Below are 23,749 nucleotides of genomic sequence, written 5' to 3'. Positions count from 1 at the left end.
CCGCTCCGATCCTGTTCAGGCGATGAGCAGCCCGATGCCGCCGAGGGTGTACGCGATCATCAGCGCGAACAGCGGGAGTTGGCCGGCGACGGCCTTGGCGGGCGGGAAGAGGCGGACGGACCGGTCGTGGGCGGCGACGACGCCGAGGACGTGGCCGGTGACGATCGCGGCGACCTGGAGGACGGCGAGGCCCGCGGAGCCCAGTGGTGGAGCGGGCGAGGGGGCGTTGTCAGTGCCCGCTGCCATCATGACGGTACGTGGTCCTTCGACCGCGAGGAGTGAGAAGTAGTGGGCGGTGAGGTAGCCGAGGGCGATGGGGAGCAGCGAGTGGGCGAAGGAGGTGAGGGGCGTGGTGAGGGCGCGGTTCAGGAGGCGGAGGGCGCCGGCGCAGAGTCCGTAGCAGGCGGCGGTGAGGGCGACGGCGGAGAGGAGGCCGAGGGTGGCGGTGGCGGTCGGGCCGAGTGAGGAGGTCTGGAGGGTGGTGATCCAGCGGGGGTTGTCGGAGAGGCCGTCGTAGGCGGTGGTGCCGAGGAGGACGCAGACGGTGGCGACGAGTCCGGGGTTCTCGGGGGTGGAGTCGAGGCCGTGGAAGGGGGAGCGGAGGACGAGCCGGCCGTCGGCGCGGCGGCCGAGCGGGGAGAGGCGGGCGAGAAGGGAGGAGTAGGCCTCGAAGGGGTCGGCGTGGGCGAACCAGTCGGCGCCGTGGCGGGCGGCGCCGAGGAGTTGGACGGCGAGGTGGACGGCGAGGGCGGTGAGGAGGACGGGACGGGAGGTGTTGTCGGGGGCGACGAGTTCGAGCCAGGCGAAGAGGAGGAGTCCGGCGGCGGCGGGGCGGATGCCGACGGCGGCGGGGACGGGCCGGGGGTCGCGCGGCGGCCGGAGGGAGAGGAGGGCGCGCAGCGGGTTGAGGAGGCGCCAGACGGGGCCGAGGAGGAGGGAGGCGGGGACGAGCCCGACCCAGAGGAGGACGTAGAGGGCGCCGGGGGCGGGGTTGCGGTCGGGGTCGTCGGGGCCGAGGAGGAGGTGGGCGAGGAAGAACAGGGCGAGCGCGGCGCCGAGGAGGCGGAGGGCGGTGCGGGTGGCGGGGGCGTCGGCGAGGCGCTGGAGGGAGGCGGGCAGGGGGTGGCCGGCGCGGTCGCCGCGGAAGCGGGAGGAGGACCAGAGCAGGGCCAGGCCCAGGAAGGAGACGAGGAGGGCGGTGAAGGCGCCGGCGTAGGCGTAGAAGGGAGAGAGGGGCAGGTCGTGCTGGGCGCCGACGCCGTGGGCGAGCGGGAGGGAGGGGACGGGAGAGGCGGGGAGGGCGGAGGTCCGGACTCCCGTCATCGGACCACCAGTTGGGTGAGCACGAGTCCGGACTCGTGGGTCTCCACCTCGAAGAGGCCGGTGCGGTCGGCGGTCAGGGTGAGGGTGGCGGGCGTGCCGGGCGTGAGGGCGGCCTCGCGGTCGTAGCCGTGGACGTGCACGGTGTCGGCGCGGTCGGAGGTGACGCGCAGGGTGATCCGCTCCCCCTTCCTCAGCTCGACCCGGGCGGGGGCCGGCGTGACGGTCGAGCCGGCGACGCGGATGTCGAGGGTGCGGCCGGTCGGGCTGGGGGTGGGGGACGTGGGAGAGACGGGGGTGAGGGTGAGGGTGGTCTGGACGGGGGTGCCGGCAACGGACCAGACGGTGTGGTCGTCGGCGTACAGGCGGACGGTGAGGGTGCGAGCGCCGGGCGGGAGGTGGAGCCAGGGGCCGTAGGCGCGGGCGGTCTCGCGGCCGTCGACGAGGAGGCGGGCGTGGCCGCGGCCGGTGAGGGCGGCGCCGCCGGTGGACTCGGGGGTGAAGCGGAACCTCTCCACGGTGAGGTGGACGTTCCAGCCGCCCTCGGTGTCCGGGTGGGCCTCGGCGCGGACGGTGGGCGCGTCGGCGGCGGGCAGGTCGCGGAGGCGGTGGCCGGTGTCGTCGCGGGCGGCGAGCGGGGTGCCGGCGGCGCCGGTGGCCTGCTCGTGGCCGGTGCCGGGCTTGTGGTGGGTGGTGGGCCGGTCGCCGCAGCCGGCGGCCAGGAGCAGGACGGCGGCGAGCGCGGCCGCCGCGAGCGGAGCCGTACGGCGGCGGGGTGCGGGGCGCGACACGCCGCAGGACACGGTGCGGGCGGTCGGGCGGGTCATGCGGCGGGCTCCTCGGCCGGGCTGCCGACGGCGGGGGCGGGTCGGGTTCCGGCGGCGGCGATGGCGGCCCAGAGGACCCAGACGGCGCCGAGGAGGAGGCGGATCCAGGCGGGGCCGAGAGGGATGCCGGGGATCATCAGGACGGCCTTGTCGAAGGCGTCCAGGAGGGTGAGGAGGCCGAGGGCGACCGTCGTCCAGGCGAAGACGGGCCGGGTGGGGCGCAGGAGGAGGCCGGTGGCGGTCCACCAGGCGCCGGTGAGGAGGAGGGCGAGGGCGGGGACGTGGGTGGAGGCGAGGGTGAGGGTGGCGCCGGCGACGTCGAGGGCGAGTCCGGCGAGGCCGGTGGCGAGGGCGAGGGCGGCGAGGCGGCGGCCGCGCAGGCGGCGCCACCAGAGGGCGGTGCCGACGAGGGCGAGGAGCAGGGAGGCGGCGAGGGCGAGTTGGACCTCGACGCGTTCCAGGCCGCGGGCGCCGTACCAGTCGCAGCCGGCGGGGAGGCGGCGGGCCTGGACGTTGTAGTCGGCGCAGACGAGGAGTTGGGCGAGCTTGACGGGTTCGCCGACGAGCCGGGCGGAGGCGCCGGAGACCTCGCCGCGGGCGGCGCCGCAGACGGGCAGGGTGCGGGGGCTGGAGGCGCCGGTGTCGTCCTGCCAGCAGTTCCCCCGGCCCTGGCCGTCCCACCAGACGTCGGTGCGGTTGGGGCGGCGGTTGCCGGCCTTGTCGGTGCCGAGGCGGTTGTTCGCGTAGCGGTTGTGGTGGGAGGTGTCGGTCTGCTTGGACCAGGCGGATTCGCCGCGGATGAAGGCGGGGACGGCGTTGAGGTAGAAGCCGGTGCGGTCGTGGCCGTAGATCCAGTTGTCCTCGTAGAGGTTCCAGTTGCCGCCGGCGGTGATGATGCCGGAGCCGGGCGGCATGGAGATCTGGGGGCAGACGACGCCGTTCTCGTAGCCGCGCTCGGCGGGCGGGCGGGCGCAGGTGCCGTCGGCGACGTACGGGTAGTAGTCCTCGTTGTTGTCGTGGATCAGGTTCCGCTCGAACTTCGCGTGGTTCTGCGGGAGTCCGGGGTGGCCGGGGAAGGCGGAGTCCATGGAGGCGCCGCCCATGTTGTGGTCGAACTCGTTGTCGTGGACCCAGACGGAGTCCCCGGCGGTGCCGGAGTAGCCGACCATGTTGTGGTGGCTGCGGCAGCCGGTGATCTCGATGGAGTAGCGGGGGACGTCGTAGCCGCGGCCGTCGTTGATGTTCGAGGCCGAGCCGGGGTAGATGCCGGAGTCGCCGTTGCCGTAGGACTCGCAGTCCTTGTACAGGCCGTGGTCGGAGGCGAAGGTCAGGAAGCCGTACTCGTCGTTCCAGCGGGTGAGGACGTCGTCGATGACGAAGCCGTCGGCGGCCAGCACGTACAGGGAGTTGAAGGTGGTGCGCTGGGCGGTGAAGTTGCGGAAGTAGATCCCGTCGGACCTGTCGGCGCGGATCGCGTTGAGCTTGGTGTACTTCGCGTCGACGACCACGTCGAGGCGGGAGGCCCCGGTGCCCTCGATCTGGAGGTCCTTCTTGCCGAGGATCGCGACCAGGTTCTGGTTGTGCGGGCAGCGGGCCTGCTGCTCGTAGGACAGGATCTGGTAGCCGAAGGAGGACGTCGGGGCGTCCAGGGAGGCGCAGGCTCCGGTGGGGGCGGGGACCGAGGGCTCCTCCTCGTACAGGCCGGGCAGGATCGCGATGTTCATGCCGGGCCGGTCGACGGCGTCGACGGCCTGCTGGAGGTGGCGGTGGCCGGAGCGGCCGCAGCGGTCGAAGAGCTCCAGGTTGCGGGCCTTGAGGGCGGCCGGGAAGGCGGCGATCCGGCGTTCGAAGTCAGCCCGGTCCGTCTTGCAGACAAGAAGGTCGGGCTCGCCGGTGCGGAGCTTCGGCACGCTGCCGGAGCCGTCAGGGAAGGTGACGGGCCGCTCCTCGTGCGCCTGGGCGACGGGGGCGGTGAACAGGGCCGCGGCGAGCACCGCGAGCACGACCGAGAGCACGGAGACGAGCCTTCTGGTCCACGACATGGCCGCGAGAGTAGAGCATTGTTCATCTTTTTGACCCCGCCGTGCACGGTCGGGGTTCGACCTCGCCCCGTTGACGGGAGCGGCGCGGAATCCTACGGTCATCCATAGGATTTCTTTCAGGACAGGAGCGGGCGATGACGACCGAGCAGGCCAGGAAGACGGCCGAGGCGCTCACCTACAGCACCGGATTCGGCAATGAGCACGGTTCGGAGGCGCTCCCCGGCGCCCTGCCGGAGGGCCGCAACTCGCCGCAGCGCGCCCCGCTCGGGCTCTACGCCGAGCAGCTCAGCGGCAGCGCGTTCACCGAGCCGCGGGCGCACAACCGCCGCTCGTGGCTGTACCGGATCCGCCCCTCGGCGGCCCACCCGCCGTTCGTCCGGACCGACAACGGCGCGGTGCGCACCGCGCCCTTCGCCGAGACGGTCGCCGACCCCAACCGGCTGCGCTGGAACCCGCTGCCGGAGCCGGCGCCCGGCACCGACTGGCTGGCCGGCCTGTGGACCCTCGGCGGCAACGGCGACGCGACCCAGCGGACCGGCATGGCCGTGCACCTCTACCACGCCAACGCCTCCATGGAGCGGGTCTTCGGCGACTCCGACGGCGAGCTGCTGATCGTCCCCGAGCGCGGCGGGCTCCTGCTGCGCACCGAGCTGGGCCTGCTCGCCGCCCGCCCCGGCGAGGTCGCGCTGATCCCGCGCGGCGTCCGCTTCCGCGTCGAGCTGCTCGACGAGACCGCGCGCGGCTACGTCTGCGAGAACTACGGCGCCCCGTTCCAGCTCCCCGACCTCGGCCCGATCGGCGCCAACGGCCTGGCCAACGCCCGGGACTTCCGCGCCCCCGTCGCCGCCTACGAGGACGTCGAGGGCCCGGTCGAGGTGGTCAACAAGTTCTGCGGCAACCTCTGGACGGCGACGTACGACCACTCGCCGCTGGACGTCGTCGCCTGGCACGGCAACCACACCCCGTACGTCTACGACCTGCACCGCTTCAACGTCATCGGGACGATCTCCTACGACCACCCCGACCCGTCGATCTTCACCGTGCTCACCTCGCCCTCCGACACCCCCGGCCTGGCCGGCGTCGACTTCGTGGTCTTCGCCCCGCGCTGGCTGGTCGGCGAGGACACCTTCCGGCCGCCGTACTTCCACCGGAACGTGATGAGCGAGTACATGGGCCTCATCGAGGGCGCGTACGACGCCAAGGCCGAGGGCTTCGTGCCCGGCGGCGGTTCGCTGCACAACATGATGTCCGCGCACGGCCCCGACCGGGAGACCTTCGACCGGGCGAGCGCCGCCGAGCTGAAGCCGCAGAAGATCGACGACGGTCTCGCCTTCATGTTCGAGACCCGCTGGCCGGTGACGGCGACCGCGCAGGCCGCCGGCGCCGACCACCTGCAGAGCGGTTACGACGACGTGTGGCAGGGTCTGGAGCGTCATTTCCGGCCGTAGACGGCCGTAGAGTGCCGCTTCACCCGCCCCACCGCGCCGTCGTACGGAGAACGCCGTGACCGCCTTCGCTCCCGACTCGCTGGTCCTGAACCGCAAGCTCCCGCTCTGGTACCAGGTCTCGCAGTCCCTGCGCGCCTCCATACTGGGCCGCACGCCCGACGCCTCGCTGCGGCTGCCCACCGAGGAGCAGCTCGCCGCGCACTACGGCGTCAGCGTGCTGACCATGCGCCAGGCCCTGAAGGAGCTGGAGGAGGAGGGGCTGATCAGCCGGCACCGGCGGCGCGGCACCTTCATCGAGCCGGGCGCCCGGCGCTCCACCCCGCGCCGGCTGCTCGGCTCGATCGACGCGATCGTCGCCCAGCAGTCCGGCGAGCGGACCACGGTCCTCGGCCACGGCCCGGAGCCGGTGCCCGGCGAGCTCGCCGAGTACTTCCCGGACGTGGCCGAGGTCGTGACCTACCGCCGCCTCCGCTCCGACGGCGAGAGCGACGAGCCGACGAACTGGGCGGAGAACGCGGTGCGGCCCGAGTTCGCCGCCGGCATCGACCCGGCGGACCTGGAGCGCTGGCCGATGACGAAGGTCCTCCGGGACGTCGTCGGGGTGCGGATCAGCCGCATCACCGACACGGTCGAGGCCCGCCTCGCCGACCCGGAGACGGCGGAACTCCTGCGGGTCCCGCTGCTCTCCCCGATCCTCCACTACACCGGCGTCACCTACGCCGAGGACGGCCGCGTCGTCGACGTCGCCCGCATCCGCTACCGCGGCGACCGCTTCTCCTTCACGGTGACCGTCGAGGCGCACTGACACGGCGACGGCCGAGGCACACTGACGCCTCCGTTCCGCGCTCGTTAGCATGCGGGGCGTGACTGAGGCTCCGGACGACGACACTCCCCTGCTCGATGAGCTGATGCCGTGGTCGGTGGCGCCGCTGCGGTTCGGCAGGGCCTGGGTCGTGGCGCCCGATGTGCGGACGCTGCGCGGGCGGTGGGACCGGCTGGTGAGGGCGGAGGGCGGGGAGCGGGAGGCGCTGTTCCGGCCGAGCCGGGCGCGGTCGACGGGGACGGCGGTGGCGGCGCTGCCGGGGCAGCGGACCGGGACCGGGCGGTTCGCGCGGGAGTCCGGGCCTTGTCCCGAGCCGGTGCGGGTGCTGTCGGGGCCCTTCGACGAGCAGTGGCTGCTGCCCGACCACCGGCTGCTCGACACCGCGCGGCCCGAGCTGTGGCGGGTGGCGGGCGAGCCGCAGCTCTTCGCCGTGGAGCAGGGGTACGTGCCGGGGGCGGCCGGGCCGGCGCTGCTCGTGACCGGCGCGCTGCCCGAGGGGCGTTCGCCGGCGGGCCGTCCGGGCCGGATCCGGCCGCTGTTCCGGCGGCCGGGCGGTGCGGAGCCGAACCTGGCGCCCGGACTGCTCGGCTTCCTGCGGGAGCGCTACGGGGCGGTGGAGCCGGTCGCGTGGCTCGCCTGGGTCGTCGCGGCCGGTGCCCCCTCCCCCGCCGGGTGCCGGGTGCCGCTGCCGGCGGACGCGGGGGCGTGGGCGGCGGGCGTGGCGCTCGGGCGGGAGCTGATGGACGTCCAGCTGCGGGGCGCCCTGAGCGGGGCGCGGCCGCGGCTGCCGGGCGGGCGCCGGCCGTATGTGCGGGCGGCTCTTCCGCCGCGCCCGGAATCGCTCGCGTACGACTCCGAGGGCGAGGTCCTCGCGATCGGCGAGGGGCGGATCTCGCCGGTGCCCGAGGCGGCGTGGGAGTACCGGGTGGGCGGGGTGCGGGTCCTGGAGCAGTGGTTCGCGCGCCGGACCGCGCCGGCCGAGGCGGGGTCGCTGGAGGCGATCGGTCCCGCGGCCTGGCCGCAGGAGTGGACCTCCGAGCTCCTCGATCTGATCACCGTGCTCGCGCTGCTCGGGGCGCGGGAGGCGGAGCGGGCGCCGTTCGCGGCGCACGGCGGCGGGCCGGGCGGGGCGGCGCTGCGGGCGGCCGGGGTGCTGCCGGTGCCGGACCGGGCGCGCCGCCCCGCGTCGGTGCTCGACCACCAGGAGGAGGGCCCGGAGGGCCAGTTCATGCTGGTGTGACGCTCTCCGGGTCCGGGGCCGGGTCCAGGTCCGGGTCCGGGGCCTCGGTGGCGAAGGAGTCGAGGAGCCGCGCGATGGTCATGGCGAAGATCTCGTCCGGGTCGGCGGGGGCGGCGGGCTCGGCGAGCAGCGCGGCGAGGTGCGGGTAGCGTCCGCTCGCCACCTGGCCCTTGAGGTAGGCGCCGCGCACCGCCTGCTCCTCCTCCTCGGTCCAGGGCAGTCCGCGGGCGCGCTCGGCGAGGGCCTGTTCGTTGCGGACGGTGGCCATGACCGTGCCGTTGACCATCGCGATGAGCTGCATCTTGAGTCCGGCGGGCACGTCGAGCGGGACGAGGCAGCCGAGGCACCACTCCAGGTAGCGCAGGGCGTGGGGGCTGAAGCCGTAGGCGGTGGTCATGACCCGGGAGAGCCACGGGTGCCGGTACATGATCGCGCGGGTCTGGTGGGCCAGGTCGGTCATGTCGGCCCGCCAGTCTCCGCTGGGCCGGTCCGGGAAGACGTACTCGGCGCTCGCCGCGTCGACCATCAGCTCGTACAGGTCCTCCTTGCGGGGGACGTAGTTGTACAGCGACATGGTGCCGCAGCCGAGTTCGGCGGCGATCCGCCGCATGGAGACGGCGTCGATGCCGTCGGCGTCCGCGATGCGGACGGCGGCGTCGACGACGTCCTGTCTGCTGAAGGCCGGTTTGGGGCCTCGGCCGGCGCGCTCGGGGCGCGCCCAGATCACTTCGGGTTCGGCCGCTCGGCCCGCCATCTCATCACCTCGCCTCCATCGTAGTTACGTACACCGTACGTAGTGAGGTACGGTGCCCCCATGACAACTACGTACGCTGTACTTAGTGAGGGTCTGGAGAAGCGGTACGGCGAGGTCCACGCCCTGCGCGGGCTCGACCTCGCCGTCCCCGAGGGCACGGTCTGCGGCCTCCTCGGCCCCAACGGCGCCGGCAAGACCACCGCCGTCCGGATCCTCACCACGCTCCTCGCACCCGACGCCGGCAGCGCCCGGATCGCCGGCCACGACCTGGTCCGCGACCCCGCCGCCGTACGCCGCCGGATCGCCGTCACCGGCCAGTACGCCTCCGTCGACGGCGACCTCACCGGCGCCGAGAACCTGCGCCTCTTCGCCCGGCTGCTGCGGCTCCCGCGCGCCCGGGCCGACGAGCTCCTGGAGGAGTTCGGACTCACCGGCGCCGCGGACCGGCTCGCCCGCACCTACTCCGGCGGCATGCGGCGCCGCCTCGACCTCGCGGCGAGCCTCCTCGGCCGCCCCTCGGTCCTCTTCCTCGACGAGCCGACCACCGGCCTCGACCCGCGCAGCCGGGAGGCCGTCTGGGACGCCGTCCGGGGGCTCTCGGGCCAGGGCACGACCGTGGTGCTCACCACCCAGTACCTGGAGGAGGCGGACCGGCTCGCCGACGACATCGTCCTCGTCGAGGACGGCCGGGCCGCCCACCGCGGCACCCCCGCCGAGCTCAAGGCGCTCGTCGGCCACCGCGCCGAGGTGGTCCTCGCCGGGACCGGGCCGCTGGAGCCCGCCGCCGCGGTCCTCGACCGGCTGACGGGCTCGGTCCCGGTCCTGGACGCCGGGCGCCGCACCGTCGGCGCGGTGACCACCGACCCCGCCCTCACCCTGCCCCGGCTGGTCCGCGAGATCGACGCCGCCGGGATCCACATCGTCGACGCCTCGCTGCGTCCGCCCACCCTCGACGAGGTGTTCCTGCGCCTCACCGGACGGAAGGAGACCGCCGCGTGAACGCCCTCGCCCTCGAAGGGGCCGCCCTGGCCGGCCGCAACCTGCGGCGCGTCCGGCACGCCCCCGCCCTCACCGTCATGACGATGACGATGCCGATCGTCTTCCTCCTCTTCTTCGGCTACGTCCTCGGCGGGGCGCTCGCCATGCCCGGCGCCGAGTACCGCGCCTTCCTCGTGCCCGGCCTGCTCGTCGCGACCGCCGCCGGCGGCCTGATGACCGGCATGTTCCAGGCCGCCCAGGACACCCACCGGGGCGTCACCGACCGCTTCCGCACCCTCCCGGTGGGCCGGGCCGCCGTGCCGCTCGGGCAGGCCGCCGCCGACCTCCTGGTCAGCGCCGTCGGGATGGTGCCGCTGGTCCTGGTGGGGCTCGCGATGGGCTGGCGGATCGAGGGCACCGCCCTCGAAGCCCTCGGCGCCTTCGGCCTGCTGCTGCTCTTCCGCTCCGCCGCCACCTGGGCGGGCATCCTGCTCGGCCTCGCCTCCGAGAGCGAGGAGGCGGCCGGCCAGCTCGGCAGCGCCACCTTCATGCTGCCGCTGCTGTCGAACGCGTACATCCCCACCGACGGCATGCCCGGCTGGCTGCGGACGGTCGCCGAGTGGAACCCGGTCTCCGCCGTCACCACCGCCGTCCGCGTGCTCTGCGGCGACGCCCCCGTCCCGGCCGGCGCCGCCTGGCCGGTGGCCCACCCGGTGGCGGGCTCGCTGCTCTGGTCGCTCGGCCTGATCGCGGTCCTCGCCCCGCTCGCCGTCCGCCGGTACGGGCGCCGCTGAGCCGGCGGTGTGAGCCGGCTCCTGATGACAGCGGCGGCCCGGGCGCGGTAGGCAGGCGGGCATGAGCACTCAGCCACTCCCCCTGGACGGGATCACCGTCGTCTCCGTCGAGCAGGCCGTCGCCGCGCCCTTCGCCACCCGGCAGCTGGCCGACCTCGGCGCCCGGGTCGTCAAGGTCGAGCGCCCCGACGGCGGCGACTTCGCCCGCGGCTACGACACCGCGGCCCGGGGGCTCGCCTCGCACTTCGTCTGGTGCAACCGCGGCAAGGAGTCGGTCGCCGTCGACCTGAAGGACCCGCGCGGCCGGGAGCTCGTGGGGCGGCTCGTGGCGGACGCGGACGTCTTCGTGCAGAACCTCGCGCACGGGGCGGCGGCCCGGCTCGGCCTCGACGCGGCCACCCTCTGCGCCGCGCACCCCCGGCTGGTCGCCGTGGACGTCTCCGGGTACGGCCCCGACGGCCCGTACGCGCACCGGAGGGCGTACGACATGCTCGTGCAGTGCGAGACCGGGCTCGTCTCGGTCACCGGCACCCCGGAGCAGCCCGTCAAGTCCGGCGTCCCGGCCGCCGACATCGCGGCCGGGATGTACGCGTACACCGGCGTCCTCGCCGCCCTCGTGCGGCGCGGGACGACGGGCCGGGGCGGGCCGGTGGAGGTCTCGCTGTTCGACGCGCTCGCGGAGTGGATGGGGCACCCCCTGCACCACGGGGCGCACGGGGGTACGGCCCCGGCGCGCACGGGGCTCGCACATGCGGTGATCGCCCCCTACGACGCCTATCCGACGGCGGACGGGTCCCAGGTGCTGCTCTCGGTGCAGAACGACCGGGAGTGGCGGCGGCTCGCCGAGCGGGTCCTCGGCCGGCCGGAGCTCGCCCACGACCCGGCGTTCGCGACGAACGCGGCGCGGGTCGCGGGCCGGGCGGCGACCGACGCGGCCGTCGGGGCGGCGCTCGGCGCGCTGCCGGCGGAGGAGGCGGTACGGCGCCTGGACGCGGCGGGCATCGCCTGCGCGCGGCTCAACTCGGTGGCGGAGCTGGTGCGTCACCCCCAGCTGGCCGCGCGGGACCGCTGGCGACCGGTGGACTCCCCCGTGGGCCCCCTGCCGTCCCTGCTGCCGCCGGTCGTCTTCCCCGACGCCCCGGAGGCCCCGATGGGCCGGGTCCCGGCGCTCGGCGAGCACACGGACACGGTCCTGGCCGCCCTGGGCGTGCCGACGGCGCGGCGGAAGGAGCTGCGGGCGGCCGGGGTGATCGGCTGAGCGGACGTCCAGGGGGTACGACGAAGCGCCGGACGGGCGGGGACGCGTCCGGCGCTCTCGACGTGCGGGTGGTTACGGGAGGCGCACCGGGGCGGACGGGGCGCGTCGGGGACGCGGCTCCGGATGCCCTGGCACGCGGGAATCGTCGGACAGGCCCTAGTGGCGGGCGCCGAAGAGGGTGCGGCGGAGGCGGCGGAGGGGTGCGAAGAGCGAGACGCGCGCCCGGCCGCCGTGCGGGCTCTGGGCCGGCGCGTCGTGGCGACGCACCGTCAGTTCGCGCATGAGCAGCGTCGCCTCGGCCACCTCGCGCTGGGGCACGGCGGGACCGCCGAGCACCGCGAGATGGCGGTCGAGGCGCGAACTGGTCGCGCTGCTCCCGCAGGTGATGGCAGGCACACGCGGCCTGCTGCGCATCGTTATCTGTTCCATGTCACTCCCCACCCGTACGAGGGCACCCGGCCCGGGCAGGTTAACCCTATCGCCCCACAGTGACACGCGTGTATCCCGCCGACGGGAAACACCACACTCGTACGGGGGTTGACGCTCACTCTCCGAATCCATCTGATTCCAGGGCGAGTTGGACAGCGTTCGAACACCTACCGAACCGTCATGAACCATCCTGCCCTCCCACCGTCCGCCCACGGCCCCGCGAGCCGGTGTGATCTACGCCACCGAGGTCCGTCCGGGTGGGTCGCCACCCGGCGGGGGCGCGGCTACCGTGGGGCCATGACGCTGATCGCGGGCCGTTACCGGCTGCTCGACGCCCTCGCGGAGGGCGCGGCGGGAATCGTCTGGCGCGCCCGCGACGAGGCGCTCGGCCGCGAGGTGGCCGTCAAGGAGGTGCACGCCCCGCCGGGGACGCCGGAGGGCGCGGAGCCGGCGCTGTACGCGCGGGTCGAGCGCGAGGCGCGGGCCGCGGAGGCGATCTCGGATCCGGGCGTGGCCGAGGTGTACGACGTGGTCGTGGAGCGCGGCCGGCCGTGGATCGTGATGGAGCTGGTCCGCGGGCTGAGCCTCGCGGAGACGCTGGAGGCGGACGGGCCGCTGCCGGACCGGGAGGCGGCGCGGATCGCGCTCGGGGTGCTCGCGGCGCTGCGGGCGGCGCGAGCCGCCGGTGTCCCCTATCGCGAACTCGGCCCGGACCGGGTGCTGCTCGCCAACGACGGGCGGGTGGTGGTGACGGGCGTGGCGACCGGGACCTCGGCGCCGGGTGACGCGCCGGACGCGCCGCCGCCGGGCCCGGAGGAGGACGCGGGGTCGCTGGGCGCGCTGCTGGGCGGGATGGTCGCCGATCCCCGTTCGGGGCCGCTGGCGCCGGTCGTGAAGGGCCTGGCCGACCGGGACGCGGACGTGCGGGCCGGGGCCGTACGGGAGTTGGAGCGGGTCGCCGGGGCCGGGGAGCGGCCGCGGGGCGAGGCGACGGCCGAGGGGCGCGCACCGGAGCACGGGCCGGGGCTCGGGCCGGGGTGGCCGGAGGATCGGGAGCGCGAGGGCCCGGGTGGAGTGCGCGGGGCGCGTACGAAGGAGCGCGCGGGCGCGGAGGGGCGGCGGGGGCCCCGGCGGGGCGCGGTCGTCGCCGCCGGTGTCGTGGGGCTCCTGGTGATCCTGGCGGCACTGGTCTGGCAGGCCGTCAGGGCCGAGGATCCGGGCGCCGGTCCGGGCGGGGGCGGGGCGTCGAGCACCGCTCCGGCCGTTCCCGGCGCCGCGGGTACGGGTGCGGAGGTGGGGGGACCCGCCGCTACGCCGCGCTCCTGAAGCTCGGCAGGTAGCCGCCCGACTGGCCGGAGGCCGTCGGGTGGTAGGACTCGCCGATGTTGAGCCAGTTGAGGCTGTGCAGCCAGGACGAGCTGGAGCAGATCTCGTGTCCGGTGAAGGCCGGGACGACACTGGCGAAGGTGAAGCCGTGGTCGGCGGCGCGCTTGGCGAGGGCGGCGTTGAGGTGGTCGGCGGCGCCGTTGATGGCGGCGCGCTCGGTCTCGCTGAGGCCGGCGATGCAGCTGCCGTTCAGCTGGTAGAAGCGCGGGTAGCCGAGGACGACGACACGGGCGGCCGGGGCCTTGGCGCGAATCGCGTTGTACGTGGCGTCGAGGCGGGCGGGGAGGGTCGAGTCGACGTACGCCTTCGCCTGGTTCACCCGGTTGACGCAGGAGGACTCCGACTGGAGCACACAGGTCGTCATGACGTCGGCGAAGCCCGCGTCGTTGCCGCCGACGGTGAGCGAGACGAGGTCGGTGGCGGAGGTGAGCGGGCCGAGCTGCTTGGTGGTGACGTCGGTGGTGACGGCGCCGGAGCAGGCGGTGAAGGCGAAGGACGAGGGGGCGTTGGCGTTGGCCCAGAGGCGCGGGTAGGCCTTGGTGGAGCGCTTGCAGTTGCCGCTGGCGCTGTCGTAGCTGCCGGCGCCGACGCCGGAGGAGTACGAGTCGCCGAGGGCCACGTAGTCGACGGCGGCGGACTCGGCGGCATGCGCGGCTCCCGCCCCGGTCAGGGCGAGGACGGAACCGAGCAGGAGCGAGGACGCGAAGGCCGCGAATCGCGACAGTTTCATGGAACCTCCCTGTAGCAGGATCTCTGCGCTACCAGGAAGTAGCATCGGATCCGCTTTTCCGGAAGTGTTCATGTCAAAACTGACCCTGGAGAGTGAGTGAACATCCCTCAGGCGCCGTCACTTTCCGGCCACCTGAGGAACCGTAAGCTCCGCTTCCGTGCTCGCGATCGAACGGGATCACGACCCAGGCGCCCGCACCCCCACAGGAACGCGACGGAACCCCACCCTTCCCACCCCGAAAACGGATTGATCGAATCCGATCGACAAGAGATCGCTTACGAGCACCGATCGCTCGCCAAAGTGCCAGAAACCGGGCCGCACCAGCGGGACTTGCCATACAGTCCCATTCATCAATACCGTCGTACATCTCACCCGCATCGATCCTTCGGCACAGCGGCTTCAGGGGAGAAGCCGGCCGGTCGAGGGCTCCCGGAGCGGGGCGCGGTAGGGGGGTGCCGTGTTCGGTGTGTCCGTTTGCGCCGAGTCACGGGTACCGCGCGGCCAGTCATGCCAACTCGCGGGTCCCGCAAGGAGATCGCCTCCGTGCGGGGATGGCGAGAACCCCCCTTTCGCACCGGACACACGACCGGGCCGCCCAGGGGTTGGGCGGTCCACCGGACGAGAGGGAGACCGACCCAATGAGCTCGTTCCTGCGCCCGGCCGCCACGGGCCGAGAATTCACCGAGCCGAGTCGAATAGCGGCCCAGTACCGGGCCATCACGTCCCATCTGGCGATCACTCCGCCGGTGAGCGTCGTCATTCCCGCGATGAATGAGGCGGAAAATCTTCCGTACGTGTTCAAGACACTGCCGGAATGGATTCACGAAGTCGTCCTCGTCGACGGAAATTCGACGGACGACACCATCGAGGTCGCCAAGGAACTCTGGCCCGGCGTCAAAGTCGTCAAGCAGGTCGGAAAGGGCAAGGGCGACGCCCTGATCAGCGGCTTCGCCGCCTGCACCGGAGACATCATCGTCATGGTCGACGCCGACGGCTCGGCCGACGGACAGGAGATCGTCTCCTACGTCTCCGCCCTCGTCGGCGGCGCCGACTTCGCCAAGGGCTCGCGCTTCGCCAACGGCGGCGGCACCGACGACATGACCGGCATCCGCCGGCTCGGCAACTGGGCCCTCTGCTCCCTCGTCAACCGCAAGTTCGGCGCCCGCTACACCGACCTCTGCTACGGCTACAACGCCTTCTGGAAGCACTGCCTCGACAAGATCACCCTCGACTGCACCGGCTTCGAGATCGAGACCCTCATCAACATCCGGGTCGTCAAGGCCGGCCTGAAGGTGCAGGAGGTGCCGAGCCACGAGTACCTGCGGATCCACGGCGTCAGCAACCTCAACGCGGTGCGCGACGGCCTCCGGGTCCTCAAGGTGATCCTCAAGGAGAAGCGCGTCCCGAAGGCCGCGCGTGCGCTCCGCCGCCCCGCCGCGTTCTCGGTCAACGTCCCCCGGGGAGAGGTCTCTTGAGCGACCGCACGGCCCCGCCCCGCTTCTCGGTGGTGATCTGCGCCTACACGGAGGAGCGGTGGGGGGACATCCTCGCCGCCGTCGACTCCGTCCGGAAACAGTCGCTGCCGCCGCTGGAGACGCTGCTCGTCGTCGACCACAACGAGCGGCTGCTCCACCGGCTCACCGAGGAGTACGCGGACGACCGCGAGGAGGTGCGGGTGCTCGCCAACGCGGGCCCCCGCGGCCTCTCCTCCGGCCGCAACACCGGGATCGCCGCCGCCCGCGGCGAGTTCCTCGCCTTCCTCGACGACGACGCGGTGGCGGAGCGCGACTGGCTCCACCACTTCGCGGCCGGCTACGAGGACCCGGAGGTCGTCGCCGTCGGCGGGCGCACGCTGCCCGTCTGGGCCTCCGGCCGCCGGCCCGTCTGGTTCCCCGAGGAGTTCGACTGGGTCGTCGGCTGCACGTACCGGGGGCTGCCGCCGGGCCGGGTGCGGGTCCGCAACGTCCTCGGCGGCAACGCCTCCTTCCGGCGCACCGCCTTCGACGCGGCGGGCGGCTTCGCCACCGGCATCGGCCGGGACGGCGACCGGCGCCCGCTCGGCTGCGAGGAGACCGAACTCTGCATCCGCCTCGCCGGCGCGGTGCCGGGCGCGGTCCTGCTCATCGACGACCGGGCGGTCATCCACCACAAGGTGCCGGCCGCCCGCGAGCGCTTCGCCTACTTCCGCACCCGGGTCTACGCGGAGGGCCTGTCCAAGGCCCTCGTCGCCCAGAGCGTCGGCGCGGGCAAGGGCCTGGAGTCCGAGCGGCGCTACACCAGCCGGGTGCTGCCCGCCGGGGTGCTCCGCGGGATGCGCGACACCCTCCTGGGCCGCGCCGGCGGCCCCGGCCGGGCCGGCGCCATCGTCACGGGCGTGGCCCTCGCCGCCGGCGGCTACGCGCTCGGCACCCTCCGCGCCCGCCGCGGCGCCTCCCCCACCTTCTCGTGGGGCCCGATCACCCCGGAGGACGCACCCCGCCGGACCGGGACCCCGGAACCGAAGGAGACGGCCGCGTGAGCGCGGGCCGGGAGGGAACGCCGGGCTCCACGAACCGGGACCGGAACGAACCCCCCACCGGGGCGGAGCCCGGACACGGGGCGGAGCCCGGACACGGGGCGGAGCCCGGACACGGGGCGGAGCCCGGAGGCAGGGCGGAGCCCGTACGCGATACCGAACCCGGGCCCGGCGCCGAGCCCGGGCGCCGGGCGGCGTGGTCCGGGGCTCGCGCCGGGATCGTGGACGGGCTCGGGCACGCCGCCGGGCTCGGGCACGAGGATGGACCCGAGCCCGTGCCCATCCTCATGTACCACGCCGTCGCGCCCGATCCGGCGCCCGCGGCGCTGGGGCTCTCGGTGACGCCCGAGGCCTTCGCCGCGCAGATGGACGTGGTGGCCGGGCGGGGGTTCACGCCCGTCACCGCGGCCGCGCTCGCCGCCGCCTGGCGGAGCGGCGGGCGGCTGCCGCCGCGGCCGGTGCTCGTGACCTTCGACGACGGGTACGAGGGCGTGCACCGGTACGCCCTGCCGGTGCTGGCGAAGCACTCCTTCCCGAGCACCGTCTTCGTCACCAGCGGCTGGCTGCCCGGCCGGCACGCCACCGGCGGCCACCTCGACACCATGCTCTCCTGGGCGCAGGTGCGTGAACTGGCCGCCGCCGGGACCGAGATCGGCGGGCACAGCCACAGCCACCCGCAGCTGGACCAGCTCGACGCGCGGCGGCTGCGGTTCGAGGCGCTGCGCTGCCGGGAGCTGATCGGCGAGGAGCTCGGCACCGCGCCGGACTCCTTCGCGTACCCGTACGGCTACTCCAGCCGCCGGGTGCGGACCGCCGTGCGGGAGGCGGGCTTCGCCCAGGCCCTCGCGGTCGGGAACGCGCTCGCGCGCCGCCGCCAGGGGCCGTACGCCCTGGAGCGCGTGACCGTGCGCCGTTCCACCACCGTCGAGGAGTTCACCCGCCTCGTCGAAGGGCGGGCCGTCGGGCGGAACTTCGCCGGCGACCGGGCGCTGACGAAGGGGTACGCGCTCACCCGCCGGGCCCGCGGCGCGCTGCGCGGGCACTGGATCTGACGCGCGGACACCGGATCCGGGGGCCCCGCAAAACCCGGTGCGCCGCCCGGACGGTTGGCGGATCATGGCGGCATGCCAGACACCCCCGCCGCTCCGTCCGGGCCGCACAAGGCGCCGCTGCCGGTCGTGGTCAGCCTCGACGACAGCGACTCGCCGAGCGACGTCATGGACGCGCTCTTCCTCGACCGGTTCACCACCGGCGTGCAGCCGCACTCCCACGGCCTCACCCTGGACCGGGCGAAGCCGGACGCGCGCCTGCTGCCGGCCGGCGCCCGGGTGCTGTGGGGCGCCAAGGACGAGGACCGCAGCTCGATCCTCGCCGAGGGCGAGGGGTGGACGATCCTCTCCTCCCGCTGGAAGCACCGCGCCGACGTCACCGTGACGGCGACCGACCCCGAGCTCGCGGCGCGGATCCTCGCCGAGGCCACCGAGGGCGCCAAGGACGAGCCGGAGCCCGAGCCCGATGACGTCACCATGGGCTTCTGGTACCTGGCGCCGCAGCGCGGCCCGCGCCGGATGACCCGCCGGATCAGCGCCGACACCTGGGACGACGCCCGGCGCAACTACACGGCGCCGGTGGCCGAGGCGATGGACCGGCTGATGAAGCTGACCCCGGACGACGTCACCGGCCGGCTCCTGCTGCTGCACGGCCCGCCCGGCACCGGCAAGACGTCCGCGCTGCGCACCCTGGCCAGGTCCTGGCAGGACTGGTGCCAGGTCGACTGCGTGCTCGACCCGGAGCGGCTCTTCAACGACATCGGCTATCTGATGGACATCGCGATCGGCGAGGAGGGCGACGGCACGGAGAAGGAGCGGTGGCGGCTGCTGCTCCTGGAGGACTGCGACGAGCTGATCCGCGGCGGCGCGAAGGAGGCCGCGGGCCAGGCGCTGTCCCGGCTGCTCAATCTGACGGACGGTCTGCTCGGCCAGGGCCGCAAGGTCCTCGTGGGGCTGACCACCAACGAGGACCTGGAGCGGCTGCATCCGGCGATCGTGCGCCCCGGCCGCTGCCTGGCCCGGATCGAGGTCGGACCGCTGACCCGGGCCGAGTCGGCGGCGTGGCTGGGGCGGGACGAGGGCGTGCCGGGCGAGGGCGCCACGCTGGCGGAGCTGTTCGCGCTGCGGCGCGGGACCTCCCCCACCGAACTGCCGGAGCAGCGCTCCCCCGCCCCCGGTCTCTATCTGTGAGGGGGCCGGGCCCGCGGGGGTGGACTCCCCCCGCGGGCCCGGACGGTGTCACTCGGAGTCGTACGCGGCCCGCAGCGCGTCCCGTACGGCGGCCTCGGCCTCGTCCCGGGTGAGCCCCAGGCGGTAGGCCTCCTCGGCGTACTGCGCGGCGGCGGAGGCGGCCCGGCGGCTGGCGGCGTCGCCGGCCGCCGCGACGAAGGTGCCGTGCCGGCCCCGGGTCTCGATGACCCCGTCGGACTCCAGGGCCTTGTACGCCTTGGCGACCGTGTTCGCGGCGAGCCCCAGCTGCTCCGCGAGTCCCCGGACCGTCGGCAGCTTGTAGCCGACCGGGAGTCCGCCCGACCGGGCGCGCTCCGAGATCTGGGCGCGCAGCTGTTCGTAGGGGGCGGTGGTGGACTGGTGGTCCACGGCGAGTGTCAGTGTCACCCACCCGATTCTGCCCCCACCCCGCCGGAAAATGGGAGGCGGCGGCGCGGCCCCGCCCGTAGCGTGCGGCCCCATGACTGTGATCGTCCGTGACGTACGGCCCGAGGACGCCGAGGGTTTCGCCCGCGTCCGGCGCGCGGCCGTCCCCTTCATGCTGGCCACCGCCGAGCAGGTGGCCTTCGACTGGGCGCACGCCCATCCCGACTCCCACGCCCGGCCGCTCGTCGCCGTGACGGAGGCCGGGGAGGTGATCGGGACGGCCCAGGTCGGCATCGCCCACGACGCCCCGAGACCCGGGGTCGGCTACCTCAACGTGTACGTGCACCCGGACCGCCGGGGCCTCGGCGCGGGCACGCTCCTCGTGCGCACGGCCGAGGAGTACCTGGCCGAGCGGGGCGCGACGGTGCTGTACGGCTGGACCATGGACGAGCCGTCGAACCGCGCCTACGCCGAGCGGCGGGGGTACACCGCGAGCCGGACCGCGCACTTCCTGCGGCTCGACCTGACGGCGGGGCTGCCGCCGCTCCGGGAGCCGCCGGCCGGTGTCGAGCTGCGGACGGCCGCGGAGTTCGCGGCCGACCCGCGGCCGCTCTTCGAGCTGGACGCGGTGACCACCGCCGACGAGCCGGGGGACGTGGGCGCGGAGCTGGACGACTACGCGCACTGGCGGGAGACCACCTGGAACCACCCGCTGTTCGACCGGGCGCTGACGACGGTGGCGGTGGTGGACGGTGTGCCGGCGGCGTTCAGCGCCGCACGGACCGACGGTCTCGGCCGGTACGCGACGGGGATGACGGGGACGGCGCCGGCCTACCGCGGGCGCGGGCTGGCCAAGCTCGCCAAGAACGCGTCGCTGCACCGGGCGCGGGCGGCCGGCTGTACGGAGGCGTTCACCGGGAACGACGCCGGGAACGCTCCGATGCTGGCGATCAACGAGTGGTTCGGGTACGAGATCGGGGCGACGGAGGTGCGCTATGTCAGGGCGCTCGGTTGAGGTGGCGCTGTGGAAGGCGGGGCGGCTGAAGATCCGCTATCCGGCCGAGGTGGTGACGGAGTCGGCGAACCGGCTGTCGGTGCGGGCCCCGTGGGCGGCGCCGGGGGTGCGGGACTTCGGCTTCGTGCGCTTCGAGCCGGGTGACGTCTTCGTCGAGCACTACTGGACCGACCGCTGGTACACGGTCAAGGAGGTGTGGTCGGCGGAGGGCGCGCTCAAGGGCTGGTACTGCGACATCACCCGGCCGGCCGGGTTCGGGGCGGCCGGGGTGACGGTCGAGGACCTGGATCTGGACCTGTGGGTGTCGGCGGACGGCAGCGAGGTGCTCCGGCTCGACGAGGACGAGTTCGCGGCGAGCGGGCTCGCCGTCTCCGATCCGGAGGCGGCCGAGCGGGCCGTGGCCGCCCTCGACGAGCTGGAACGACTGGGCCGCCGGGGCCTGGTGGAGCTGCTCGCGGCTAGTTGAGCGTCACCCCGGACTCCTCCCGGGCGAGGAAGCCGGGGGTGGGCAGGCCGAGTTCGCCGGTGGGGGTGAGCTGCATGAGGGTGCCCTCGACGCGGGCCTCGCCTGGCTGGTAGGCGGGGTCCTTCACCACCGCGGTGTTGGTCCAGGTGCGCAGCAGCCCGTCGCAGACGGCCCGGGTGCCGCCGATTCCGGCGGAACGGTCCTGCTGGCGGAGGGTGGAGCTGACGAAGACCGGTCCGGCGCTGTCGTCGAGGCAGCGGTAGGTGCCGGAGAGGGTGACCGAGCCGTCGGCGCCGAGGAGGCCGGCCGGGTCGACGGTGAGGAAGTCGGCGAGCCGGGCGGCCGGGTCGACGGCGGAGCCGTCCGCCCCTCCCGCATGGGCGAGAGGCGCGGCGGCCGCGGCGAGGAGCGCGGTGGCGGCGAGGGCGAGTCGGACGCGCATGGGGGGTGTCCCTTCGAGGTGGGGGGAGACTTTCGCCCGCCAGGGATACCGGATCCGGCCGCCCGTTGTCCGAAACTCACTCCTTCATCGGCGCGTTGGGCCTCCTATCACGTCGTACGACTCCGCCGCTCACGCTTCCGTACGCCGCCGGGTCAGCGCCTTCCGCAGCGGCTGCCACACCAGCGGGAGCAGGACGACCAGGTCGAGGGCCCTCGCCGCCGACCGCGTACGCCCCGACGGCGGCGAAGAACAGGATGCCGACGTACAGGTACGGGCGCGGGATCCGCAGCGGTTTCGCCCAGACGGGCGCGAGCGGCAGGTTGAGCGCGAGCAGGGACCATGCCGACGAAGAGCGAGGCGATCAGGCCCCGCACCAGTTCGGGCTCCCGCTCGAAGAGCAGCGGGCCCGGCTGGATGCCGTACTGCTGGAAGGCGGCGAGCATCACCTGGTGCTTCGAGAGCCGCTTCTCCGTCACGTACGACAGGAAGGTCGGGATCTCCGCGCCGCCGGCCGGGATCGCGCCGGTCGGTTCGAGGCGGCTTCCTGAGGGGGTTCTTTCGTGGACCTTAAAGCGGCCCTAAGAATCGCGCTCTCCCGCTCTCCGGGGCCTTCCCGGGCCGTTCCTGGGGCTAGCGTGCGGGACACCCCCCACACCCACCCTCGTTCCAGGAGTGTCTCCCCATGACGTCTCGCCGTACGGTCGCGGTCGCCGCCACCGCTCTGGTCCTCGCTGGGTTCGCCGCCCCCGCCTTCGCGCACGGTTCGATGACGGACCCGGTGAGCCGGGTCGCGGCCTGTTACGCGGAGGGGCCGGAGTCGCCGTCGTCGGCGGCGTGCGGGGCGGCGGTGGCGGCGGGCGGGCCGCAGGCGCTCTACGACTGGAACGGCGTGAACATCGCGAACGCGGCCGGGCAGCACCGGGCGCTGATCCCGGACGGCAGGCTGTGCAGCGCGGGCAACGAGAAGTACAAGGGCCTCGACCTCGCGCGGGCGGACTGGCCGGCTTCGAAGCTGGCGGCCGGGAAGCACACCTTCCGCTACAAGGGGACGGCTCCGCACAGGGGCACGTTCGCGCTGTACGTGACGAAGGACGGCTACGACCCGTCGAAGCCGCTGAAGTGGTCCGACCTGGAGGCGGAGCCGTTCCTGACGGTGACCGACCCGGCGATGCGGGACGGCGACTACGTCTTCGAGGGGACGGTGCCGGAGAGGTCGGGCCGCCACCTGATCTACTCGGTCTGGCAGCGCTCCGACTCCCCCGAGGCGTTCTACACCTGCTCCGACGTGGTCTTCGGCGCGGAGCAGCAGAACGGCGGCGGGGGTACGGCTCCGACGACGCCGGCCACCTCGGCACCGGCCACCACCGCGCCGGTCACCACCGCGCCCGCCGCCTCCGCGCCCTCCGACGAGCAGATCGAGGAGGGGCGGGAGCACTCGACGGTCGAGCACGGCGGCCACGGGGACGCCGACGCGTCCACGGGCCCGGAGCCGAAGGCGACGACGGAGGCGGCGCCCGCCCCCGTCCCCGCCGGTGAGGCCGTGGAGCTGGCCGAGACCGGCGGGGACGGCAGCACGCCGTACCTCGCGCTCGGCGGCGCCGGTGTGCTGGCGGTCGGCGCGGCGGTGCTGTTCGCGGGCCGGCGGACGCGGCGGGGCTAGCCGATCACCGACAGGCAGGTGGTCGGGGTGGCGTGGGCCGGGTCGAGGGCGTTGGCGACCTCGTGGAAGGTGACCCGGTCCACCGTACCGATGGCCACGTGCTCGGAGAGGTCGAGCGCGCACTTGTCCTGGATGAGGACGTTGGTGACGTTCGGCCCGGTGAGGAACTGCGTGCGGTAGGGCGTGACCACCTCGTCGTACTTGGTGGCGATGACGTGGTAGCGGACGCCGGGCACGGTGTCGCCGCCCGCGTTGAGCTTGGTGAGGAAGGCGGAGCCGGCGATCTGGTCGGCGAGGCCCGGCGTGGAGGACGTGATCAGGTCCTCGGCGCCGGGGAAGTACGGCAGGAGCCTGGTGAGGCCGAGGAGGGTGGTGCCGTGGTTGTCGGGGGCGATGCCGACGAGCGCGTTCACCTTCTCGGCGCCGCCGAGGAACTTGAGGTACCAGCGGGGCATCATGCCGCCCTGCGAGTGGCCGACGAGGTCGGCCTCGGGGGCGCCGGTGGCGGCGAGGACCCGGTCGACGAAGGCGTCGAGCTGTCCGGCGGACTGCTCGATGGGGCCGAGGCCGTGGAAGAAGGGCACGTTCGGCAGCTGCCCGTAGTCGAGGGAGTAGACGCAGTAGCCGCGGTTCACCAGGTAGGGGGCGAGGGCCAGCCAGTTGTCGACGGAGTTCCCGAGGGTTCCGTGGACGAGGACGACCGGGCGCGGGTGGGCGGCCGAGGGCCGGCAGGACCAGTCGTTCCAGCCCCGGCTCGGCGCGGCGGCGGCCTGGGCCGCGGCGGTGGGGGCGAGGACGGCGGCGAGGGCCAGGAGCAGGACGGACAGGACTCTGGCGAGGCGCTTGCCGAGGGGTCGGCGGTTCCGGGGCAGCATCGGGCGATCTCCTTGCGGCTCAAGGGGATGGTGGGGGTGCTGTGTCCTGCGGTCCGGACCACAAGTGGGGATGCTCTTCAGCCAAGTTACGCACGAGTGTTA

23 protein-coding genes and 1 pseudogene are annotated in these 23,749 nt (G+C 74.2%); 14 read left to right on the top strand and 10 right to left on the bottom strand.

What is annotated here, in order from left to right:
* Positions 1–15: 15 nt before the first annotated feature.
* The 3 genes from HHL19_RS24610 to HHL19_RS24600 are packed head-to-tail and all read right to left on the bottom strand — an operon-like array spanning position 16 to position 4,189.
* Positions 16–1,323 carry a hypothetical protein gene (locus HHL19_RS24610; RefSeq protein WP_169092524.1) on the bottom strand — a complete coding sequence of 436 codons (1,308 nt, stop codon included), beginning with the start codon at positions 1,321–1,323 and terminating at the stop codon, positions 16–18.
* Positions 1,320–2,147 (bottom strand): cupredoxin domain-containing protein, encoded by an 828-nt coding sequence (locus tag HHL19_RS24605; RefSeq protein ID WP_240981857.1) that lies wholly within the window; start codon positions 2,145–2,147, stop codon positions 1,320–1,322. Before HHL19_RS24605 ends, HHL19_RS24610 begins: the two co-directional genes overlap by 4 nt.
* A complete protein-coding gene (locus HHL19_RS24600; RefSeq protein ID WP_169092523.1) occupies positions 2,144–4,189 on the bottom strand; it encodes a right-handed parallel beta-helix repeat-containing protein in 2,046 nt (681 codons plus the stop codon). Before HHL19_RS24600 ends, HHL19_RS24605 begins: the two co-directional genes overlap by 4 nt.
* A gap of 134 nt (positions 4,190–4,323) precedes the next feature.
* Here HHL19_RS24600 and hmgA point away from each other — a divergent pair, with 134 nt between their 5' ends.
* The 3 genes from hmgA to HHL19_RS24585 are packed head-to-tail and all read left to right on the top strand — an operon-like array spanning position 4,324 to position 7,700.
* A complete protein-coding gene (gene hmgA, locus HHL19_RS24595; RefSeq protein WP_169092522.1) occupies positions 4,324–5,637 on the top strand; it encodes a homogentisate 1,2-dioxygenase in 1,314 nt (437 codons plus the stop codon).
* 55 nt (positions 5,638–5,692) lie between these two features.
* Entirely contained in the window at positions 5,693–6,442 is a 750-nt protein-coding gene (locus HHL19_RS24590) for a GntR family transcriptional regulator (RefSeq protein ID WP_169092521.1), read from the top strand.
* Positions 6,443–6,491: 49 nt separating this feature from the next.
* Positions 6,492–7,700: a type ISP restriction/modification enzyme gene (locus HHL19_RS24585; RefSeq protein ID WP_169092520.1), complete on the top strand. Its 1,209-nt coding sequence runs from the start codon at positions 6,492–6,494 to the stop codon at positions 7,698–7,700.
* On the opposite strand, the gene HHL19_RS24580 is transcribed toward HHL19_RS24585, so the two are convergent.
* The gene (locus HHL19_RS24580) at positions 7,687–8,454 is read right to left on the bottom strand and encodes a TetR/AcrR family transcriptional regulator (protein ID WP_169092519.1); all 768 of its coding nucleotides are present in this window, start codon (positions 8,452–8,454) and stop codon (positions 7,687–7,689) included. The two genes, HHL19_RS24585 and HHL19_RS24580, sit on opposite strands and share 14 nt — an antisense overlap.
* Before the next feature lie 60 nt (positions 8,455–8,514).
* Between HHL19_RS24580 and HHL19_RS24575 the strand changes: the two genes are divergently transcribed.
* The 3 genes from HHL19_RS24575 (at position 8,515) to HHL19_RS24565 (ending at position 11,484) form a co-directional block, all read left to right on the top strand.
* Positions 8,515–9,453 carry an ATP-binding cassette domain-containing protein gene (locus HHL19_RS24575; RefSeq protein ID WP_169092518.1) on the top strand — a complete coding sequence of 313 codons (939 nt, stop codon included), beginning with the start codon at positions 8,515–8,517 and terminating at the stop codon, positions 9,451–9,453.
* Positions 9,450–10,226: an ABC transporter permease gene (locus tag HHL19_RS24570; RefSeq protein WP_169092517.1), complete on the top strand. Its 777-nt coding sequence runs from the start codon at positions 9,450–9,452 to the stop codon at positions 10,224–10,226. The genes HHL19_RS24575 and HHL19_RS24570 overlap by 4 nt, the downstream gene beginning before the upstream one ends.
* A gap of 61 nt (positions 10,227–10,287) precedes the next feature.
* Positions 10,288–11,484, top strand: a complete 1,197-nt coding sequence (locus HHL19_RS24565) for a CaiB/BaiF CoA-transferase family protein (protein WP_169092516.1) — start codon at positions 10,288–10,290, stop codon at positions 11,482–11,484.
* A 156-nt stretch (positions 11,485–11,640) separates the two neighbouring features.
* Here HHL19_RS24565 and HHL19_RS24560 read toward each other — a convergent pair whose 3' ends face one another.
* Positions 11,641–11,913, bottom strand: a complete 273-nt coding sequence (locus HHL19_RS24560) for a hypothetical protein (RefSeq protein WP_169092515.1) — start codon at positions 11,911–11,913, stop codon at positions 11,641–11,643.
* A 297-nt stretch (positions 11,914–12,210) separates the two neighbouring features.
* On the opposite strand from HHL19_RS24560, the gene HHL19_RS24555 reads away from it, so the two are divergent.
* Positions 12,211–13,239, top strand: coding sequence for a protein kinase (locus HHL19_RS24555; protein WP_169092514.1), 1,029 nt, complete (start codon positions 12,211–12,213; stop codon positions 13,237–13,239).
* On the opposite strand, the gene HHL19_RS24550 is transcribed toward HHL19_RS24555, so the two are convergent.
* Complete coding sequence (locus HHL19_RS24550) at positions 13,223–14,029, bottom strand: SGNH/GDSL hydrolase family protein (RefSeq protein WP_169092513.1); 807 nt, start codon at positions 14,027–14,029, stop codon at positions 13,223–13,225. The genes HHL19_RS24555 and HHL19_RS24550 overlap by 17 nt on opposite strands.
* 638 nt (positions 14,030–14,667) lie before the next feature.
* Here HHL19_RS24550 and HHL19_RS24545 point away from each other — a divergent pair.
* The 4 genes from HHL19_RS24545 to HHL19_RS24530 all read left to right on the top strand — a co-directional run bounded on the left by HHL19_RS24545 (position 14,668) and on the right by HHL19_RS24530 (position 18,784).
* The gene (locus tag HHL19_RS24545; RefSeq protein ID WP_169092512.1) at positions 14,668–15,504 is read left to right on the top strand and encodes a glycosyltransferase family 2 protein; all 837 of its coding nucleotides are present in this window, start codon (positions 14,668–14,670) and stop codon (positions 15,502–15,504) included.
* Complete coding sequence (locus tag HHL19_RS24540) at positions 15,501–16,547, top strand: glycosyltransferase family 2 protein (protein ID WP_169092511.1); 1,047 nt, start codon at positions 15,501–15,503, stop codon at positions 16,545–16,547. The genes HHL19_RS24545 and HHL19_RS24540 overlap by 4 nt, the downstream gene beginning before the upstream one ends.
* Positions 16,548–16,831: 284 nt before the next feature.
* The gene (locus tag HHL19_RS24535) at positions 16,832–17,596 is read left to right on the top strand and encodes a polysaccharide deacetylase family protein (RefSeq protein WP_169092830.1); all 765 of its coding nucleotides are present in this window, start codon (positions 16,832–16,834) and stop codon (positions 17,594–17,596) included.
* A gap of 72 nt (positions 17,597–17,668) precedes the next feature.
* Positions 17,669–18,784: a DUF5925 domain-containing protein gene (locus HHL19_RS24530; RefSeq protein ID WP_169092510.1), complete on the top strand. Its 1,116-nt coding sequence runs from the start codon at positions 17,669–17,671 to the stop codon at positions 18,782–18,784.
* A 48-nt stretch (positions 18,785–18,832) separates the two neighbouring features.
* Here HHL19_RS24530 and HHL19_RS24525 read toward each other — a convergent pair whose 3' ends face one another.
* Positions 18,833–19,210 (bottom strand): GntR family transcriptional regulator, encoded by a 378-nt coding sequence (locus tag HHL19_RS24525; protein WP_169092509.1) that lies wholly within the window; start codon positions 19,208–19,210, stop codon positions 18,833–18,835.
* A 73-nt stretch (positions 19,211–19,283) separates the two neighbouring features.
* On the opposite strand from HHL19_RS24525, the gene HHL19_RS24520 reads away from it, so the two are divergent.
* A complete protein-coding gene (locus HHL19_RS24520) occupies positions 19,284–20,204 on the top strand; it encodes a GNAT family N-acetyltransferase (protein ID WP_169092508.1) in 921 nt (306 codons plus the stop codon).
* Positions 20,185–20,670 carry a DUF402 domain-containing protein gene (locus HHL19_RS24515; RefSeq protein ID WP_169092507.1) on the top strand — a complete coding sequence of 162 codons (486 nt, stop codon included), beginning with the start codon at positions 20,185–20,187 and terminating at the stop codon, positions 20,668–20,670. The genes HHL19_RS24520 and HHL19_RS24515 overlap by 20 nt, the downstream gene beginning before the upstream one ends.
* Here the strand turns inward: HHL19_RS24515 and HHL19_RS24510 are convergent.
* Both HHL19_RS24510 and HHL19_RS24505 read right to left on the bottom strand, forming a co-directional pair.
* Complete coding sequence (locus tag HHL19_RS24510) at positions 20,663–21,112, bottom strand: DUF6299 family protein (RefSeq protein WP_169092506.1); 450 nt, start codon at positions 21,110–21,112, stop codon at positions 20,663–20,665. The genes HHL19_RS24515 and HHL19_RS24510 overlap by 8 nt on opposite strands.
* Before the next feature lie 211 nt (positions 21,113–21,323).
* Positions 21,324–21,642: pseudogene (locus HHL19_RS24505) on the bottom strand (tripartite tricarboxylate transporter permease); the annotation flags it as partial.
* A 152-nt stretch (positions 21,643–21,794) separates the two neighbouring features.
* Between HHL19_RS24505 and HHL19_RS24500 the strand changes: the two are divergent.
* Entirely contained in the window at positions 21,795–22,772 is a 978-nt protein-coding gene (locus tag HHL19_RS24500) for a lytic polysaccharide monooxygenase (RefSeq protein WP_169092505.1), read from the top strand.
* Here HHL19_RS24500 and HHL19_RS24495 read toward each other — a convergent pair.
* Positions 22,769–23,647: an alpha/beta fold hydrolase gene (locus tag HHL19_RS24495; RefSeq protein ID WP_169092504.1), complete on the bottom strand. Its 879-nt coding sequence runs from the start codon at positions 23,645–23,647 to the stop codon at positions 22,769–22,771. The two genes, HHL19_RS24500 and HHL19_RS24495, sit on opposite strands and share 4 nt — an antisense overlap.
* Positions 23,648–23,749 lie beyond the last annotated feature (102 nt).

Origin of the sequence: Streptomyces sp. R302 (genome assembly GCF_012927245.1) — a bacterium.
Classification (GTDB): domain Bacteria; phylum Actinomycetota; class Actinomycetes; order Streptomycetales; family Streptomycetaceae; genus Streptomyces.
The sequence above is the reverse complement of the archived record's forward strand: the minus strand, read 5'-3'. Positions and strand labels throughout refer to the sequence as shown.